Here is a 17744-nt window from a genome sequence, read left to right as displayed (position 1 = left end):
CTCATGTCTCCATGGCGCGCAAGCGCCAGATGCCGTACGGATTTTTATCGGGATTCAGGCTGAGCGGCTGGCGGCGGCCGGTCCAGTTGAAACGTCTGTCTGTCAGTAAATCTTCTACCTGCACGCGGCTGTCGTCGCCGAGACCGAAGCCGTGCAAGGGAATGTCGATGTCGCCGTACTGTTCGTTGAACGGATCCAGGTTGATCGCCACCAGGATCACGTTGTCGCCGAAGCGCAGGCGTTCGTCAGATGCATCGGCGCTGTAGGCCGGCGCGGTCGATTTGACGAAATACAGCACCTTGTCGTTGGACGACGGCAGGAAATGCACGCCCAGATGCGTCTGCAACGCCGGATTCTCGCGGCGGATGCGATTGAGGCGAGTGATGTCCTCGATGATGTTGCCGGGTCGCTGCCAGTCCCAGGCGCGCACTTCGTATTTCTCGGAATCCAGGTACTCTTCCTTGCCCGGCACCGGCTGCGCTTCGCACAACTCGAAGCCGCTGTAGACGCCCCACAGGCCCGACAACGTGGCCGCCAGTGCTGCACGGATCACGAAGCCGGCACGGCCGGAACGCTGCAGGAAATAAGGATTGATGTCGGGCGTGTTGACGAAGAAATGCGGCCGGAAAAAATCGCACGGACGGTTGTCGCCGTCCGGTGCTGCGGTGAGCTCTTCGAGATAGTCGATGAACTCCTGCTTCTCGTGGCGCCAGGTGAAATAGGTATAGGACTGCGAGAAGCCGACCTTGGCCAGCCGATACATCGGCTTCGGGCGCGTGAAGGCTTCCGACAGGAAGATCACCTGCGGATAACGGCTGCGCACCGCAGCGATCATCCATTCCCAGAACGGAAACGGTTTGGTGTGCGGATTGTCGACGCGGAACACATTGACGCCCTGCTGCACCCAGTACATCACGATGTCGCGCAAGGCGATCCAGAGATCGGGGATGGCGTCCTCCGCGTAGAAATCGACGTTGACGATGTCCTGATATTTCTTGGGCGGATTTTCGGCATAGCGCATCGAGCCGTCGGGGCGCCAGGCGAACCAGCCCGGATGCTCCTGCAGCCACGGGTGATCGGGCGCACATTGGATCGCAAAATCAAGCGCCAGCTCCAGGCCATGCGCCGCCGCCGCGTCGCGCAGGCGCAGGAAGTCGTCCAGCGTGCCGAGCTCGGGATGGATGGCGTCGTGGCCGCCTTCCTCGCTGCCGATGGCGTAAGGACTACCGGGATCGTCGCCGGACGGCGTCAGGCTGTTGTTCTTGCCTTTGCGATTCTTTTTGCCGATCGGATGGATGGGTGGAAAGTACAGCGTGTCGAAGCCCATCGCGCGAATGGCCGGCAGGCGTGCGACTACGTCATTGAAGGTGCCATGCACGGCCGCATCGCCGCTTTGCGAGCGCGGGAACAATTCATACCAGCTGGAATACGTTGCCGCCGGACGCTCGGTTTCCAGCGGATATTCGACCGCGCTGCGCACCAGGAAAGCGCGCGCGCCGGCCAGTGCGGCCAGGCGGTCGATCTGCTGTGCGGTGGCGTCGGCCAGCAGCACGGCCAGGCGGTCGCCGTTCTTTTCGGTCAGGGATTTCAGCAAGGCTGCGCTGGCGTCCAGCACGGCGCCGTCGACGCCGTTTTCCAGAGCCTGCTCGGCCAAGTTGGCCACCAGCAGGCGCCCTTCTTCCAGTTCCAGGTCGACGTTGAGGCCGGCCGACGCCTTCTTTTGCAAGCCGTCGCGATAGCTTTCATACACGTCGCTCCAGGCTTCGATGCAAAAGTAATGGCGACCGAGTCGCGGCAGCGACAGGCTGGCTTGCCAGCGATCGTTGCCGACGTGTTGCAGGGGAACGCGTCTCCATTGCTTTTCGTCGGCGGCACGCACCAGCACGGCTGCAGCCAGGTGATCGTGGCCGTCCATGAAAATGTCGGCGCTGATCGTGAAGCTCTGCCCCACGGTGCGCTTGGCGGCGAAACGGCCGCCGTCGACAGTGGGCGCCACCTGTTCGATGGCGATGCGGCCGGTGCGCACTTTCTCGGCCACCGGCTTCTTGCGGCGATTGAGATCGGGGGCGACTGCGGGAGGCGTCTGCAACTCGATCAGGGCGATTTCACCCGGTTGCAGGACGAACTCGTGTTCCGGCGGCCAGTCGAGGATGCGGCCGCCCAGACGCTGCTGCCAGTCGCCGTCGTCGAGATGCGCCATGCGGCCGAGGTGCGGATTGACGGCGATCAGCTGATGCACGCCTACCTCGCGCGCCAGCAGCAACACCGGCGCTTCCGGCGCGCTCACGGTGCGCAGGCGGAAACCTCCGGCCGACATGGCCTGGTTGGCGGCGCGCACTTCGGCGTCAAGGTTGAAATCGGATTCGGCGCAGGCCTGGACGAATTGCTGAGGCGTGCGCATGCGCGTCGATGCGGCGGCGTTGCGGGCAATACCGAGCGGTTCGGTCAAGCCGAATTCGAACCCCATCGGCATCAGCCATCCGCTGCCGCTCAATGCAGCGAAGCGCAAGGCGCGGACGGCGCCGAGGCGGCGCGTGTCCTTGTCATGCCAGCCATGCACGCGTGCGGCGCGCGGGCCGAAAGGATCTTCAGGAAAGCCCAGCACGGGCGCAATGGCGGCCAACTTTTCGTGTTCGCGGAAATACCAGGGGGCGCGGAAATCCCACCACGCGCCGGAAGAAAACACGGCGTCGAAGCCGCAACCGGCCAGGCGCTCCAATTGTTGATACGAGCAGCCCGGCGTCCACGCCAGGAAGTGACAGCACGACCGTTGCTCCCGCGTGCGTTCGACCAGCCGGCACCAGAAGTTGCCGGGCAAGCCGGCCGGATCGTGACAGACGAAGCCGGCCACGCCGGCATCGATCAGCATCGCCAGGCGCATGTGCCAGCATTCGAGCAAGGCCTCGGCGACTTCGGGAGAATTGAAGCGTGGCTGCGGCGTCAGGACCTTGCACGCGCCGCCGTCGCGACGGCGCGGATCGGGAAGCTGGCCGCCCTGTTCCGATGCGTGCGAGGAGGTGTCGACGACGGCAAACCACTCCGGATGACTGTGCAGCAACTGGTCGCTGCGGTGCAGGCTGGTGACGGAAAGATCGAGCAGCAGTCGCAGATGGTGTTCCGTCGCCAGATGCGCGAGTTCTTCCAGGTGTTCCAGGCTGCCCATGCCGTAACCGGCGACGGGATTCTCGACATTACCCTCGTCACCGGCAAACAGGCCGGCGATCAGTCCGTCGCCGCACAGCAGGACATGATCGAATCCCATGCCGGCGCAGCGCGCGAACAGATCGCTCCATCCTCCGCTGCCAACCAGCGTGGGATCAATGCAATAGATACGCGGTGAAAAGGCCTCGGCGGCATGGTTTTCCAATGCTTAGTCTCGCTTGTTGTCTTATGCCGCTTGCTCCAGAGCGACCTGTACATCAGGCGCTTTGCGTGCAAACAGCGGTTTCGCTTCGGCCGGGGCAATCGCGGCATAGGCGTCGACATAGGCGGCCGCAGCCGTTTGCCAGTCGAAGTCGGTGTTCATTGCGTTGCGTTGCATGACGCGCCAATCATCTGCGTTGCGGTGCAGTGCGAAGGCGCGCTCGATGGCGGCTTCCATGTCCTGCGCGGTTTCGCCGTCGAACAGCACGCCGCTGGCGCCGGCCGCAGCCGGCCCCTGTGCGCCGGCATCGGCGATGGTGTCGGTCAGGCCGCCGACCCGTGAAGCAATCGGGATGGTGCCGTAGCGCATGGCGTACAGCGGCGTCAGACCGAACGGTTCGAAGCGACTTGGATGCAGCAGCATGTCGCAGCCGGCGTGCAAGGCATGGGCACGCTCTTCGTCGTAGCCGATGTGGACGCCGACACGGCCCGGATAGCGGCGCGCCAGATCGAGGAAGCCATCTTCATAGCTGCGTTCGCCGCAGCCGAGCACCACCAGTTGCATGCGTTCATGGCGATCGAGGACATTCGGCAAGGTCTGCAGCACGACGTCGGCCATCTTCTGGTGCGACATGCGGCTGCCGATACCGATGATGGGGGCGAACGGATCGACCGGGAGCAGGCCGAACATGTTTTGCAGCTCGCACTTGGAGAGTGTTTTTCCGCGCATGTCGGCGACCGTGAAGGAATGACGCAGCAGCGGATCGGCGGCCGGGTTCCAGACTTCGCTGTCGATGCCGTTGGGAATTGCACGCAAGGCGGCGCGTCGTTCGTTGAGCACGCCCTCCATGCCGTAGCCGAAACGCGGCGTCAGGATTTCCTGGGCGTAGGTCTTGCTGACGGTGGTGACGCAGTCGGCATACTGCAGGCCTGCCTTGAGAAAACTGATCTTTCCCCAGTATTCGAGGCTGGCCATGGCTTGCGCATCATGGACAAGGCCCAACTGTGCGGCCAGATCCCAGTCGTAGTTGCCCTGGAACGCCAGGTTATGGATGGTCAGCATGGAGGCCACGTGATTCAGGCCGGCGGTCTTCAGCAGGAAGGGAATCAGTCCGGCATGCCAGTCGTTGGCATGCACTACGTGCGGCGCCGGCACGGCGGTTTCACCGGCGCAGATCGCCACGGCGGCGTGCGCGAGATCGGCGAAGCAGATCGCGTTGTCGCAGAACTCGTTGCCGCTCTGATCTATATAAGGGTTGGCGCTGCGCTGCTGGAAGCGCTCGGTGTCGAGCAGCAGCACCGGCACGTCAGTGCCCGGCATCACGCCGCGCAACAGGCGCGCCGGACCGCCCGGCAGATCCCGCGGCAAAGCCAGCGGCTGCAGCGGTGCAGTGGTCGCGTCCGCCTCGGCATGCGCGATGGCGACGCCGTAACCAGGCATCAGGATGCTGGCGTCGATGTTGAGTTTGCGCAGGCTGACGGCCAGCGCGGTGATAACGTCTGCGAGGCCACCGGTCTTGACGAGCGGTACGGCTTCGGAACTGACTAAGAGGACGCGAGCTTGCAATTGATCACCCCGTTCATGGCAAAGGCATGGATAAAATTTGGACCGGAAGATGCACTTCGAAAACCTTGCATCGGAAAGCGCGGGATGGCGAGGCGGCGTTGACCCTCTTCTTTTTCTTGATCGTTCAGACGCGTACTCTTGATTCCCGGCATGGTTCTTACCTTAGCCAATCATGTTGCAGTGAACCATCGGACACCGGCGCATATCACTGTAGGATGCCTCCTACTGCCATGTCGGGCGAACACCTTGGTGCGATGCTGCGATGCAGCTACATCGCCCGCCACGCCCTACTTTTCGATGCGAAAACCGATCTTCAGCGTGACCTGGAAATGCGCCACCTTGCCGTTTTCGATATGGCCGCGCTGGTTCACGACCTCGAACCAGGCCAGGTGATGCAGCGAGCCTGATGCATCGGCGATAGCGTTGCGCACGGCATCGTCGCTGCCCTTGTCTGAACTACCGACGACTTCAACGACTTTGTAGCTGTGGTTTCCTGCGGCGGCGGATGTGCTCATGGGGTCTCCTGAAGGCAAGTGGAAGGCGAATGAAATACAGTGGATCAGGAGCGAGGCTAGACAGATGGCGCAGGCAAACCTATAAGCGGCCGCCTGAAAGCCCTGTAGGAAAAGCTGCGGTTGCCGTTCGTCTTACAGGCGTATACGGCGCACGCCGATGGCGGCGGCGGGGATGCAAAACTAGACTTGGATTCAGTCGCGCATTGCGTCCGATGCGCCCGCAGCTTTTTCATTGCACCCTTGAGGAGAACCGCCATGTTGAAATCTCAACCGAACAAAACCGCACCGAACGCCAAGGATATCCAGCAGGACGCCGCCAGGAACGACAGCGAGATGGAGGCGGAACAGGTGCGTCATCGCACTGCCCTGCGCATTGCCGGCATTGAAGGCGTCGACGGTTTTGCCGATGTCGCCGAAAAGGCGGAAGCAGGCACTCCGTCCTGATTGCAAGCTGATTGGCGGCAGCCATTTCACGTTGTTGAGCACAATGGCGGCCTTCCCGGCCGCCGTTTCATTTCCGGCATCGGCTTTATTCCGATGCGTCTGCAAGGAGCAGCCATGTCCCATACCTCCCATCAATTGCATGAGCAAGCCCGTCGCGCCCAGCGCCACGCCGAACTTGAGGACGTCCATCCCGGCAAGACGCCGCAGGCGCATCCCACCCCCGTGAAAGGCACCGCTCCTCCAGCACCGCCCGCGCACGAAGATGAAGCCTTCCGCGTTTTCGACGGCGACGCGCCGCAAAGTGACGGCTGAAGTTTCTTCGCATCGCTCTTTTCTCCACTACTCCTGCACTCCTGCAGGTCACCGAATACTTTGCGATAAAGGCATGTTTCAAAACGCCTCAAGCATGTTAGCGCTAACATTGCTATCATTACGCCATCCCAGCCAATAAGAAATCGCAGGAATTCACATGCGCCAGGTTCCACCACCCAGCAAAAGAGCCGCTTCATGAAGTCACCTTCTTCATCTTTCCCGGCTCCCGACCGGTCTCCCGCGACAGTCGGCAAAGCCACACTGACCGGCGGCATCAGCCGGCGCCATATCCTGATCGGTCTCGCCGCGCTGGTTGCCGAAGCAGGCTTCTGGAGCAACCCGTTGTTCAGCAATGCGCAGACGCCGGCCGCTCCGGCTGCAGCGCCACCACCAAGTCCTGAAGCCCTCACCTTCCTGAATTTCTCCAAACGCATCACCGGCCATGCCGACCTGAAGACCGATACCGGCGTCAGGATCGAAGCCGCTATGCGCAAGACCTATCCTGATTTCGCCGCGCAGTCGTCGCGCCTCGGCGCGCTGCTGCAGGACGGCCAGGAACCGAAGGCCTTGCTGGCTGCGGCTACCGATGCCGGATTGCGCGACCTGACGCTGGCCATCGTTGCGGCCTGGTACACCGGCACCATCGGCAAAGGCAAACAAGCCGTGGTGGTGTCGTACGCTGAAGCGCTGATGTACCAGCCGGTGTCGGACGGCCAGACCGTGCCGACCTATTGCAACTATGGCCCGCTGTGGTGGACCAAGGCGCCGCCCGCGATCCGCGTTTCCGCTCCCGTCGCCCCTGCGCCTGCCCCGGCGCCCGCCACTACCGGCACTCCCGAACCAAAAGCAAAAACATGAAACAACCACTCTTTACTGCCGATGGCGACGCCACGGCCGATGTCGTCATCGTCGGATCCGGCGTAGTCGGCGCGATGATCGCCGATCAGCTTGTGACCCAGGGCTATTCGGTGCTGATGCTGGAGGCCGGTTTGCGTATCGAACGCGCGCAAGCGGTCGAGAACTGGCGCAACATGCCGTTCGAAAATCGTGTCGGCTCGGACTATCAGGGCCTCTATCCGCAAGCGCCCAACGCCCCGGCGCCGCTGTACTTTCCGAAGAACGACTACATCGCGCTGTCCGGTCCGGACGGCAACGGTTTTCAGCAGGGCTATCTGCGTACGGTCGGCGGCACCACCTGGCACTGGGCGGCGTCTTGCTGGCGCCATCTGCCGGTCGACCTGAAGATGAAGTCGACCTATGGCGTCGGCCGCGACTGGCCGATTTCATATGAAGAACTGGAGCCGTACTACTGCCGCGCGGAAGAAGAAATGGGCGTGGCAGGACCGAACGACCCGGCCCTGCAGTCGCCCAGCCAACGCAGCAAACCGTATCCGATGGACATGGTCCCGTGGGGTTATGCCGACAAGCGTTTCGCCGAGGTGGTGAATGCGCACGGCTACAACTCCGTGCCGATTCCGCAGGGACGCAGCACACGACCGTGGCAAGGCCGCCCGACCTGCTGCGGCAACAATAATTGCCAGCCGATCTGCCCGATCGGCGCGATGTACAACGGCATCCATCACGTCCAGCGCGCCGAAATGAAAGGCGCCAAGGTGCTGTCCGAGGCGGTGGTGTTCAAGGTCGACACCGACCAGAACAACCGCGTCACCGCGGCCTACTGGTACGACGCCGGCAAGAAGCCGCACAAGGCGACGGCAAAAGCGTTCGTGTTCGCCTGCAACGGCATCGAGACGCCGCGCCTGTTGCTGCTGGCCGCCAATGCCGCCAATCCGAACGGCTTGGCCAACTCGTCCGATCAGGTCGGCCGCAACATGATGGATCACTCCGGTTTCCATTGCACCTTCCTCGCCAACGAGCCGATCTGGACCGGCCGCGGTCCGGCCCAGAGCAGCTGCCTGGTGGGTCCGCGCGACGGCGACTTCCGTGCCGAGTACTCATCCAACAAGATGATCCTCAACAACATCACGCGCGTCGGTCCGGCCACGCAACAGGCGCTGAAGCTGGGCCTGGTCGGCCCGGAACTCGACGACGAGATCCGTCGCCGCGCGGCCTTCGGCGTGGACTTGTCGATCAGCCTCGAGCCCCTGCCGGAAGCGCACAACCGCCTGACCCTGAGCAAGACACGCAAGGATCCGCTGGGCCTGGCTTGCCCGGACATTTATTACGACGTCGGCGACTACGTGCGCAAAGGAGCGGAAGCGGCGCACAAGCAGCTGGAACACATCGGCCAGCTGTTCGGCGCGGTCGAGTTCAATATCACCACCAGCCTCAACGCCAACAATCACGTCATGGGCGGTGTGATCATGGGCAGCGATCCGAAAGACTCGGTGGTGGACGGCAATTGCCGTGCGCATGACCATGCCAATCTGTGGCTGCCGGGCGGCGGCGCCATGCCGTCGGCCAGCGTGGTCAACAGCACGCTGAGCATGGCGGCGCTGGGACTGCGTGCTGCCGACGACATCGGCAAGATGCTGGCGAAGGGGTGATGATGATCGCTCGCTCCCTCCTCGTTTTTTCCTTGTTCTCGTTGATTGGCTTGACCTCGGTGCATGCGCAGGAACAGTCATTGACCAAGCCGCCTGCCCCGGCATCCTCGACATCCTCTACCTCTGCTTCGGGACAGGTCGGCTCTGCCAAAAACGACATCGAAAGCGGCCGCTACCTGGCGATCGCGGCCGACTGCATGGCCTGCCACACCGCACCGGCCGGCAAGCCGTACGCCGGCGGCTACGCCATCGAGTCGCCACTGGGCACGATCTACGCCACCAACATCACGCCGTCGAAAACCGCCGGTATCGGCAACTACAGCGAAGCCCAATTCGCGCGCGCCCTGCGCGAAGGCGTGCGCGCCGACGGCAGCCATCTGTATCCGGCCATGCCGTACACCAGCTACGCCATGCTGACCGACGGCGACGTGCACAAGCTGTACAGCTACTTCATGCAAGCGGTCGAACCGGTCGATACGCCCGCCGCCAGCCAGACCACGCTGCCCTTCCCGTTCAATGTGCGCATGTCGATGCTGGCATGGAATGCCATCTTCCTCGACACCAAACGCTTCGTTCCCGATACGGCCAAGTCGCAGCAGATCAATCGCGGCCGTTACCTGGCCGAAGGACTGGCGCACTGCAGCGCCTGCCATACGCCGCGCAATTTCCTGATGGGTGAAAAAGGCGGTTCCGCGCTGGCCGGCGCGCCGCTGGGTTCATGGCATGCGCCCAATATCACGTCCGACAAGGTCAGCGGCGTGGGCGGCTGGAGCGACGCCGAACTGGTGCAATACCTGAAAACCGGTCACGCCGAGGGCAAAGGCCAGGCCGGTGGCGCGATGGCAGAGGCGGTGACCAACAGCTTCCAGCATCTGCGTGATGATGACGTGGCTGCCATCGTTGCCTACCTGCGCACGGTGCCGCCGGTGCGCGACAACGCCCAGGCGCAGCCGGCCTACAGCTACGGCAAAGCGGCCAGCGATGAGGCGACGCTGCGCGGCGCCAACGGCCCCAATGAACACAACAGCCTCAACAGCGGCGCGGTGCTGTTCAGCGGCTATTGCGCCAGCTGCCACGCCGCATCGGGATCAGGCAGCAGCGGCCAGGACTATCCGTCACTGTTCCACAATACGACGACCGGGGCGCGCAATCCGGCCAACCTGGTGTCGGCCAACCTGGTGTCGGCCATCCTGTACGGCGTCGAACGCAAAGTCGGCGACCAGGAAGTCCTGATGCCGCGTTTCGACGCGCATTCCTACGTCAATCCGCTGACGGACCGGCAGATCGCGCTGATCTCGAACTACGTGCTCAAGCAATATGGCAATCCCGAGGTGCAGGTTAGCGAGGCCTATGTGGCGCAAGCGCGCAAGGGTGGCGAGCCGCCGGTGCTGGCCCGGCTGCAACCCTTCATCGCGCCGGCCATCGGCGTGGCGATCTTGCTGTTGTTGTTGATTGCGGTGGCCGTCATCACGGTGCGTCGCCGTCGACGGATTCCCTTCAAGTAAGGATTTTCACCGCATAAAAAAACGCGGAGTCTGCGCCTGGCGCAGCTCCGCGTTTCCGTATTCCGGGAAAGCGAATCAGCGGCGTTCCAGCCGATTCGGCAGGATAAAACTGAAGCGCGAGCCCTTGCCCGGTTCACTGCTGACATCGAAGCTGCCTTCATGCGCCTCGACGAAGGTCTTGAAGATCGCCAGCCCGAGACCAAGCCCGCCCTGCTCCTTGGTTTCAGTCTCGAATTTCTCGAAGATCAGGTCCATGCGGTCCTTGGAAATGCCCATGCCGTTGTCGCTGACCCAGCATTCGATGCCGGCGCCGTCCGCCGTCGGTGCTGCGCCGATTACCACTTCGCCTTGCGGCGTATGCGTGATGGCGTTGGCGATCAGGTTCTGCATCATGCGCCGCAGGAGATTGGCGTCCGCATAGACCACCAGCTCTTCCGGCACGTCATTGAGCAGCCGCGTGCTGCCGGTGCCGGCGACCGGATTGAGATCGTAGACCATGCTTTCCACCAGCGGCCACAGATCGACGTTGCGTCGCTCCAGCTTGACGCCGCTTTCGGTTTTCATGCTGTCGTTTTCTTCGATGACCTTGGCCACCAGCCCCGACATGCTTTGTACGTTGCGCTGCAGGACCTTGATCATGCGCGCTGCACGCGGATCGGCATTCTGGGTATCGAGCGTCGACTCAAGCACCTTGGACGCCAGCGCCACGGCGTTGAGCGGAGTGCGCAGATCGTGGGCGATGAAGGACAGGTATTCCTCGCGGCGGCGCTGCACTTCCAGCGCACGATTGACCGAGAAGGTCTGCACCGCGAGACCGATGGCGCTGTCGAAGACCAGGTTGATCACGTGGAACGGCTTGCCTTGCAGGTTGATCTGGTGCGCGCTCGCCAGATCGTGAATACAGCCTCGCAGCAGATTGTATTCGGCCACCACTTCCTCGATCAGGTAGCCGTTATGCAGGCGCTGCAGGCCGTGTTCCGGCGGCGTGCCGTCGGCCAGCACTTCGGCGATCGATTCGTCCGAATTGCGGCGAAAGGCCAACGCAATCTCATCCAGCAAGGCCGGCACGTGGTCATTCAGGGTGGGCGTGCTGAGGTTGCGTGCCGATGGCAAGGCGCGCACCATGCTGCGCCAGCGCGTGAGCAGCGTTTCGCGATTCTGTTCGACCAGAAAAGCCAGTTGTTCCAAGGTATTGATAGCGTTCTCCGGGGTCTGAAGCGGTGCGGCAAAACAGCGCCGCCGGGCGTCGTTTGCTGTTGGCTTACTGCAATTGCTTGCCGATGTTGTCCAGGATGTCCTGCAGCTGCTCGATGTCATAGGGCTTGGGCAGCGAGAACGCGCCGGGGCCGATGTTCTTGCTGATCTGTGCGCCGTAACCGGAGGCGAAAATGATTTTCAGCGCCGGCGTTTTTTCGCTGGTGCGTTTGGCCAGTTCGATGCCGGACATGCCCGGCAGGCTGACGTCCGTAAACAGCACGTCGTATGCCTGCTGCTCCAGTTCGGTCAACGCCTCTTCGGCGCTGCCCACACCTTCGGCCCGATGGCCCAACGCCGCGAGCAATTCGCAGACCAATTGCTGGGAGTCCAGGTTGTCCTCCACGACCAGGATATGGAGGCCAGACGCGTCAGCCTGGTCCGCCATGCTCGATACGCTTGTCGTCATTGTTGTTTGTATTGTCATTTCAACATCTGTTGATGTGGTGGTAGGAACGCGGGAAGCCCCGTTTTCCATAAATTTGCACATGTCGATAGTAATGCATTCTGACGCTCGTGCAATAGCGCGAGAATAAATTGAAGCAAATCGAGAAAAATCAAGAAGCCTTATGCGGCCTGCATTTGCGGCCCAACTTCAAAATGTCTTACAAAAGATTCAGGGGTCATCTGACAGGGTGGAAAATAGGCCTGCTGCTACAGTAGGCTCCATAAAAAAAGCGGTCGCGGCAGCCTGCCCCGATCATCACAACCTAACGATATCGACGTGATGGCTACACAACAAAACCACCTCACACCGGATCGCGCTCCTGATCCCACTCCAACCCGATCCGCGACCGGCATTGACGGCCTGGACATTATCCTGGGCGGCGGTATTACGCGTGACCGCCTGTATCTCGTTGAGGGCACCCCGGGCACGGGCAAAACCACCTTCGGCCTGCAGTTCCTGCTGGAAGGCCTGAAACAGGGCGAGTCCGGTCTCTATATCACCTTGTCCGAAACCGCCACGGAACTGCGCGCGGTAGCAGAGTCGCACGGCTGGTCGCTCGATGGCTTGTCCCTGTACGAACTGATCGACGAAGAAGATCTCAATCCCGATTTCCAGCAATCGGTGCTGCACCCGTCCGAGATCGAACTGGGCGAAACCATCAAGAGCGTGATCGCACGCGTTGACGAACTGAAGCCCGCTCGCATCATCTTCGACAGCTTGTCGGAAATGCGCCTGCTGGCGCAGAATCCGCTGCGCTACCGCCGCCAGATCCTGGCGTTGAAGCATTTTTTCTCGACGCGCAAATGCACCGTGCTGATGCTCGACGATCGCACCGCCGAGGCCGGCGATCTGCAGTTGCACAGCATCGCTCACGGCGTGATCAGCCTGGAACAACTGGCCCAGGATTTCGGCACCGAGCGGCGTCGCCTGCGCGTCATCAAGATGCGCGGCATCAGCTTCACCGGAGGCTTTCACGATTTCGTCCTCAAGACTGGCGGCATGCATGTGTTCCCTCGCCTGGTTGCAGCCGAACATTTCACCGAATTCGAAGACAAGATGACCAGCACCGGCGTGACGGCGCTGGACGACCTGCTGGGTGGAGGCCTCTCGCGCGGCACCAACACGCTGCTGAGCGGCCCTTCCGGTGTGGGCAAGACCACTACCGCACTACGCTGTGCGCTGGCCGCCTTGCAGCGCGGCGAGCGCGCCGCCTATTATCTGTTCGACGAGGGCCTGGGCACACTGATGAGCCGGGCCCGTACCCTGGGCATGGATGTGGAACCGTACATTGCCGACGGCAGCCTCAAGCTGCATCAGATCAATCCGGCGGAAATGTCGCCTGGCGAATTCGCTACCACGGTGCGCAACGGGGTCGAGAACGAGAATCGCAGTTTTGCAGTGATTGACAGCCTCAACGCCTACCTGCAGGCGATGCCGGGCGAGAAATTCCTGCTGCTGCAAATGCACGAGATGCTGTCCTACCTGAGCCAGCAAGGCGTGACCACGCTGCTGGTGCTGGGCCAGCACGGCCTGGTCGGAGAAATCCGCTCGGACGTCGACCTCAGCTACCTCAGCGATACCATCCTGATGTTCCGTTTCTTCGAAGCGCGCGGCGACATCGCCACTGCAGTCTCGGTGGTCAAGAGCCGGACCAGCAATCACCCCCGCTCCATTCATGAATTCCGACTCAGTCCGAACCACGGACTGCAGGTGGGCGAGGCTTTACAGGATTTTGAAGGCATCATGAGCGGATTGCCGACGTACCGTGGCAGAACTCCCATCATGGCAACCAATGCCGATTAATCTCCCGCTGGAGGAACGCATCCTCATCCTGGCGCCCCATGGCCGGGATGCGGAAGTCATCGAGCAGACGCTGTCGGCGGAAGGCCTCAGATGCGCCATCTGCAGCAGCTATGCCGCATTGCTGGAAGAGTTGGAGAGCGGCGCCGGCGCGGCCTTGATTACCGAAGAAGCGCTCAGCAACGCGGATTTCTCGCTACTGCACCGCTGGGTGGAAAAGCAGGAATCGTGGTCTGACTTCCCCTTCGTGATCCTCAGCGCCAAGCAGCGCAACCTGGGCCGCAATCCGGTGCTGGACGTGCTGGAACGCCTGGTCAACATGATCTTGCTGGAGCGCCCGGTCAACAGCGAAACACTGCTGCGCGCCGGTGTCTCGGCGCTGCGCGCGCGACGCCGGCAATACCTCAGCCGCAGTCATCTGCAGGAACGCGCCCGCTCGGAAGAGCATCTGCGCCTGGCGCTGCACGCCGGCCGACTCGGCTCGTGGAGCCTGGAGCTGGCCAACTCCATTCTGATCGTTTCGGATTCCTGCAAGATGCACTTCGGCATTGCGCCGGAAAGCGAATTCACCTACGACGACCTGATCAATGCCATTCACGCCGACGACCGGCAGCGCCATCTGGACGTGATCGAAGCGGCCTTGCTGTCGAAGGACGATTTCTCGATCGAGTATCAGGTGGTGTGGCCGGACAGCTCCGTCCATTGGGTGCAGATCCGCGGGCAGACGTTGCACAATCGCGTCGGCGTGCCCGTCCAGATGGCCGGCGTATCGCTCGACATCAGCGATCGTCGCGCTGCCGAGGACCTCCTGCTGGAGAGCCAGAGCAGTTTGCGCCAGTTCAACGAGACGCTCGAGCTGCGCATCCAGGAGCGTACTTCCGAGCTGGCCCAGGCCAATGATCGCCTGATGAAGGAGATGTCCGAGCGCGAACGCACCCAGATCGCCCTCGTGCAGGCGCAGAAGATGGAGGCGATCGGCCGCCTGACGGGCGGCATCGCGCACGACTTCAACAACCTGCTTAACGTGATCATCGGCAACGTCGACCTGATCGAACGGCTCTCTTCTGACGAACGCATCAAGCGCATGGCCGGGTCCGCGCGCAACGCCACCAAGCGCGGCGCCAAGCTGACCGGGCAGTTGCTGGCGTTTTCACGCAACCAGACGCTGGACTTGAAGGCGGTCGACATCGCCTCGGTCATCGAGGGCATGAAGGATCTGATCGCCGTGTCGGTCGGTTCGGGCGTCGGCATTGCGATCAATATTGCGGAGGATTTGCCGCGCGCCGTGGCCGATGCCAACCAGATTGAAATGGCAATCCTCAATCTCGCCATCAATGCACGCGACGCCATGCCCGACGGCGGCAACCTGACCATCAACGTCCAGCACCTCTACGCCCACGACGGCGTGCTCAAGCCCGGCGCCTACATCGTCATCGAGGTCAAGGACACCGGCACGGGCATCACGCAGGAAATTCTGAGCAAGGTGTTCGACCCCTTCTTCACCACCAAGGCGGTCGGCAAAGGCACCGGACTCGGGCTCAGCCAGGTATACGGCATCGCCGATCAGTCCGGCGGCCTGGCGCGCATTGACAGCACCGTGGGCAGAGGCACGACGGTGGAGGTGTGGCTGCCGGTGGCCGGTGCGTTGCCTGTACGTGAACATGATCAGGAAGCGCTGGACCAGCCGCTGGAACCGAAGGAATCCGGCACCATTCTGGTGGTCGAGGACGATGCCCAGGTCCGGCAGTTCATCGTTGAATGCCTTGAAATCCTGGGCTATACAGTGGATCAGGCCGAGAACGGCTGGTTCGGGTTGGAAAAGCTGAACGCGGGCCATTTCGATCTGCTGATCGTGGACTTCCTGATGCCGGGAATGAACGGCGCTGAAGTGATCGCCGCCGCCCGCGCGCGCAATCCGCAACTTCCCATCATCATGGCAACCGGCTACGCCGACATGCAGGCCGTCGAAAAAGTCATCGACCTCAACGCGGTGTTGCGCAAGCCGTTCCAGATCACCGAGCTGGCCAACAGCGTCAAGCGCGCCATGCGTGCCGGCAACGACGTGCAGCGCCATCACGACGCCCCACCCTCCCGCTCCTGAGTCGGCTGACTCCTTTTACCTGCCCGAATTTACTTGATGCGCTGCTTTTCCAGCTTGCGTGCGAGCGTGCGCCTGTGCATGCCGAGACGGCGAGCGGTCTCCGAAATGTTGAAGTCGGTTTCCACCAACACTTCGTGGATGCGCTCCCATTCGAGGTTCTTGATTGAGGTCGAGCGCGCCGTGAGCTCCACTTCCGTATTGCCCGCGATGTGGCCGAAGGCGGCTTCGATGTCGTCGGTGTTGGATGGCTTGGCGAGATATTGGATGGCGCCCAGCTTGATCGCTTCGACCGCAGTGCCGATGCTGGCGAATCCGGTCAGCACCACGATCAGCATGGCGTCGTCGTGTTGATGCAGCATCTGCACGCAGGACAGGCCAGACGTATTGCCGTTCAGCTTGAGATCGACCACGGCGTAGCCGGGATTGTGCTGCGTCAGCAAGGCTGCGGCTTCTGCCTGGCTGGCGGCGTGCAATACGGTATAGCCGCGCCGTTCGAACGAGCGGCTCAACGTGCGGGCAAATGCCGTGTCGTCTTCGATGATGAGCAGCAAGCGTTCAGTCGACATGATTATTGTCCTCGCGGGTTGCTGCGCCATCAGCTTCCAGGCTGATGGCCGACAACGGCAACGTCAGGCGCACGGTGGCGCCGGCGACGTGACCATTTTCAGCGCGATTGTGTGCAGTGACGGCGCCGCCGAGCTTGCGCGCCACATTGACCACGAAGAACAATCCCAGTCCACCGCCGGTCTTGGCCTTGGTCGATTGATACGGTTTGCCGATCTGGTCGAGCATGGACGGCACGAAACCGGGACCGGTGTCGTCGACGCTCAGGACCAGTTCGTCGCCATCGCGCACCGCCGTGAAGCTGAGCCAGCGCGGCGAGGCCTCCAGCGCGTTGTCGAGGACGTTGCAGATCATCTGCTTGAGGGCGGAATCGAAGGCAACCGGCATGTCCTGTTCGATGTGATTCTGATAGTCGAAGGCAACGATGGGACGCGTGGCGCGGAATTCGTCGGCGATGTCGCCCAGGAAGGTGTTGAGCGTCGTCTTGACGGAGGACTCGCCGCGCGCTTCACCGGCCGACAGCAAGATGCCGCTGACGATGGTTTTGCAGCGCTGCAGCTGGACCTGCATTTCGCTGATTTCTTCGATCAGCACCGGATTGCTGCTGAATTCCGGCATGCGCTTCCAGTCGCCGAGGATCACTGCCAGCGTCGCCAGTGGCGTGCCCAGTTCATGGGCGGCACCGGAGGCCAGCAGGCCCATGCGCACGATGTGGTCTTCTTCCGCCGCCCGTTGACGCAGGGCTGCCAGCTGGGCGTCGCCGGCGCGGCGGTTACTGCTGATGCGCGTGATGAAGATGGCCAGCAAGGCGGCGATGAGCAGAAAGCTGATCAGCATGCCTTCGACGTACAGGCTGAACAGGCCTTCGTCGTGATCCGGCGGCAACGACAGCGGCATGAAGAATTGCGACAGGCCGGCGAAGCACAGGCCGGTGATGCAGACGATGGTCCAGGTCGACCAGGCTTCCAGCAGCACCGCACTCAGGATCACTTGCAGCAGGTACAGGAAGGCGAACGGATTGCTGGCGCCGCCGCTGAGGTACAACTGCGCGGTCAGCGTGGCGACGTCCACCAGCAGCGCCAGGAACAGCTCGCGATTGGTGACGAACGGCCGCTCATGCCAGCGCAGGTGGCTGCCGATGTTGAAGGCGATCAGGCAGGCCAGCACTTCCAGCATGTGCGGCAGCGGCAAGTGGATGTCGAAACCGAAAATCACCACGATGATGGTGGTGATCTGGCCGAACACGGCGATCCAGCGCAACTGGATCAGTTGCAGCATGTTCTTGTGGCCGGCGGCGCGATCGGGCGCGCGGGCGATTTCAGGGCCTGGCGGGATTACGCTGTCCATGTGGCGGGCGTGGTGTA

General features: G+C 62.2%; 14 protein-coding genes. 7 read left to right on the top strand and 7 right to left on the bottom strand.

The genetic code is table 11. From position 1 onward, the window contains the following. Position 1: 1 nt before the first annotated feature. From ACIROW_RS01835 to ACIROW_RS01825, 3 genes are all read right to left on the bottom strand, one after another. A complete protein-coding gene (locus ACIROW_RS01835; protein ID WP_402271244.1) occupies positions 2 to 3367 on the bottom strand; it encodes an alpha-1,4-glucan--maltose-1-phosphate maltosyltransferase in 3366 nt (1121 codons plus the stop codon). Positions 3368 to 3388: 21 nt separating this feature from the next. Then, positions 3389 to 4930, bottom strand: coding sequence for a glycogen synthase GlgA (gene glgA, locus ACIROW_RS01830; protein ID WP_402271242.1), 1542 nt, complete (start codon positions 4928 to 4930; stop codon positions 3389 to 3391). A gap of 287 nt (positions 4931 to 5217) precedes the next feature. Beyond that, positions 5218 to 5445 (bottom strand): dodecin, encoded by a 228-nt coding sequence (locus ACIROW_RS01825; protein WP_402271239.1) that lies wholly within the window; start codon positions 5443 to 5445, stop codon positions 5218 to 5220. 255 nt (positions 5446 to 5700) lie between these two features. Between ACIROW_RS01825 and ACIROW_RS01820 the strand changes: the two genes are divergently transcribed. The 5 genes from ACIROW_RS01820 to ACIROW_RS01800 all read left to right on the top strand — a co-directional run bounded on the left by ACIROW_RS01820 (position 5701) and on the right by ACIROW_RS01800 (position 10213). Then, positions 5701 to 5889: a hypothetical protein gene (locus tag ACIROW_RS01820; protein ID WP_402271236.1), complete on the top strand. Its 189-nt coding sequence runs from the start codon at positions 5701 to 5703 to the stop codon at positions 5887 to 5889. 114 nt (positions 5890 to 6003) lie between these two features. Next, positions 6004 to 6201, top strand: a complete 198-nt coding sequence (locus ACIROW_RS01815; RefSeq protein WP_402271234.1) for a hypothetical protein — start codon at positions 6004 to 6006, stop codon at positions 6199 to 6201. A gap of 195 nt (positions 6202 to 6396) precedes the next feature. Further along, the gene (locus tag ACIROW_RS01810; protein ID WP_402271232.1) at positions 6397 to 7059 is read left to right on the top strand and encodes a sugar dehydrogenase complex small subunit; all 663 of its coding nucleotides are present in this window, start codon (positions 6397 to 6399) and stop codon (positions 7057 to 7059) included. Next, positions 7056 to 8708 carry a GMC family oxidoreductase gene (locus ACIROW_RS01805; protein WP_402271230.1) on the top strand — a complete coding sequence of 551 codons (1653 nt, stop codon included), beginning with the start codon at positions 7056 to 7058 and terminating at the stop codon, positions 8706 to 8708. The genes ACIROW_RS01810 and ACIROW_RS01805 overlap by 4 nt, the downstream gene beginning before the upstream one ends. A gap of 80 nt (positions 8709 to 8788) precedes the next feature. After that, positions 8789 to 10213: a c-type cytochrome gene (locus ACIROW_RS01800; RefSeq protein WP_402271228.1), complete on the top strand. Its 1425-nt coding sequence runs from the start codon at positions 8789 to 8791 to the stop codon at positions 10211 to 10213. 75 nt (positions 10214 to 10288) lie between these two features. Here the strand turns inward: ACIROW_RS01800 and ACIROW_RS01795 are convergent, their stop codons facing one another. Next, entirely contained in the window at positions 10289 to 11401 is a 1113-nt protein-coding gene (locus ACIROW_RS01795) for an ATP-binding protein (RefSeq protein WP_402271226.1), read from the bottom strand. A gap of 73 nt (positions 11402 to 11474) precedes the next feature. Next, positions 11475 to 11876, bottom strand: coding sequence for a response regulator (locus ACIROW_RS01790; protein WP_402271224.1), 402 nt, complete (start codon positions 11874 to 11876; stop codon positions 11475 to 11477). A 318-nt stretch (positions 11877 to 12194) separates the two neighbouring features. Between ACIROW_RS01790 and ACIROW_RS01785 the strand changes: the two genes are divergently transcribed. Together ACIROW_RS01785 and ACIROW_RS01780 are read left to right on the top strand one after the other, a co-directional pair. Continuing rightward, positions 12195 to 13718, top strand: coding sequence for an ATPase domain-containing protein (locus ACIROW_RS01785; RefSeq protein ID WP_402271222.1), 1524 nt, complete (start codon positions 12195 to 12197; stop codon positions 13716 to 13718). Beyond that, positions 13708 to 15816, top strand: a complete 2109-nt coding sequence (locus ACIROW_RS01780; protein WP_402271220.1) for a response regulator — start codon at positions 13708 to 13710, stop codon at positions 15814 to 15816. Before ACIROW_RS01785 ends, ACIROW_RS01780 begins: the two co-directional genes overlap by 11 nt. 29 nt (positions 15817 to 15845) lie before the next feature. Here the strand turns inward: ACIROW_RS01780 and ACIROW_RS01775 are convergent, their stop codons facing one another. Then, positions 15846 to 16382 carry a response regulator transcription factor gene (locus ACIROW_RS01775; RefSeq protein ID WP_402271218.1) on the bottom strand — a complete coding sequence of 179 codons (537 nt, stop codon included), beginning with the start codon at positions 16380 to 16382 and terminating at the stop codon, positions 15846 to 15848. Further along, positions 16372 to 17727: an ATP-binding protein gene (locus ACIROW_RS01770; RefSeq protein WP_402271216.1), complete on the bottom strand. Its 1356-nt coding sequence runs from the start codon at positions 17725 to 17727 to the stop codon at positions 16372 to 16374. The genes ACIROW_RS01775 and ACIROW_RS01770 overlap by 11 nt, the downstream gene beginning before the upstream one ends. Between the last annotated feature and the right edge of the window lie 17 nt (positions 17728 to 17744).

Source organism: Herbaspirillum sp. NPDC101397 (genome assembly GCF_044767325.1).
Lineage (GTDB): Bacteria > Pseudomonadota > Gammaproteobacteria > Burkholderiales > Burkholderiaceae_D > Herbaspirillum.
Note: the sequence above shows the minus strand (reverse complement) of the source record. Positions and strands in the feature narration are given on the sequence as shown.

Excerpts from the sequence above, each read along its gene's own strand:
- ACIROW_RS01785 (WP_402271222.1), top strand. The coding sequence starts at position 12,195 with ATGGCTACACAACAAAACCACCTCACACCGGATCGCGCTCCTGATCCC.
- ACIROW_RS01770 (WP_402271216.1), bottom strand. The coding sequence starts at position 17,727 with ATGGACAGCGTAATCCCGCCAGGCCCTGAAATCGCCCGCGCGCCCGAT.
- ACIROW_RS01805 (WP_402271230.1), top strand. The coding sequence starts at position 7,056 with ATGAAACAACCACTCTTTACTGCCGATGGCGACGCCACGGCCGATGTC.
- ACIROW_RS01810 (WP_402271232.1), top strand. The coding sequence starts at position 6,397 with ATGAAGTCACCTTCTTCATCTTTCCCGGCTCCCGACCGGTCTCCCGCG.
- ACIROW_RS01820 (WP_402271236.1), top strand. The coding sequence starts at position 5,701 with ATGTTGAAATCTCAACCGAACAAAACCGCACCGAACGCCAAGGATATC.
- ACIROW_RS01775 (WP_402271218.1), bottom strand. The coding sequence starts at position 16,382 with ATGTCGACTGAACGCTTGCTGCTCATCATCGAAGACGACACGGCATTT.
- ACIROW_RS01790 (WP_402271224.1), bottom strand. The coding sequence starts at position 11,876 with ATGACGACAAGCGTATCGAGCATGGCGGACCAGGCTGACGCGTCTGGC.
- ACIROW_RS01825 (WP_402271239.1), bottom strand. The coding sequence starts at position 5,445 with ATGAGCACATCCGCCGCCGCAGGAAACCACAGCTACAAAGTCGTTGAA.
- ACIROW_RS01815 (WP_402271234.1), top strand. The coding sequence starts at position 6,004 with ATGTCCCATACCTCCCATCAATTGCATGAGCAAGCCCGTCGCGCCCAG.
- ACIROW_RS01780 (WP_402271220.1), top strand. The coding sequence starts at position 13,708 with ATGCCGATTAATCTCCCGCTGGAGGAACGCATCCTCATCCTGGCGCCC.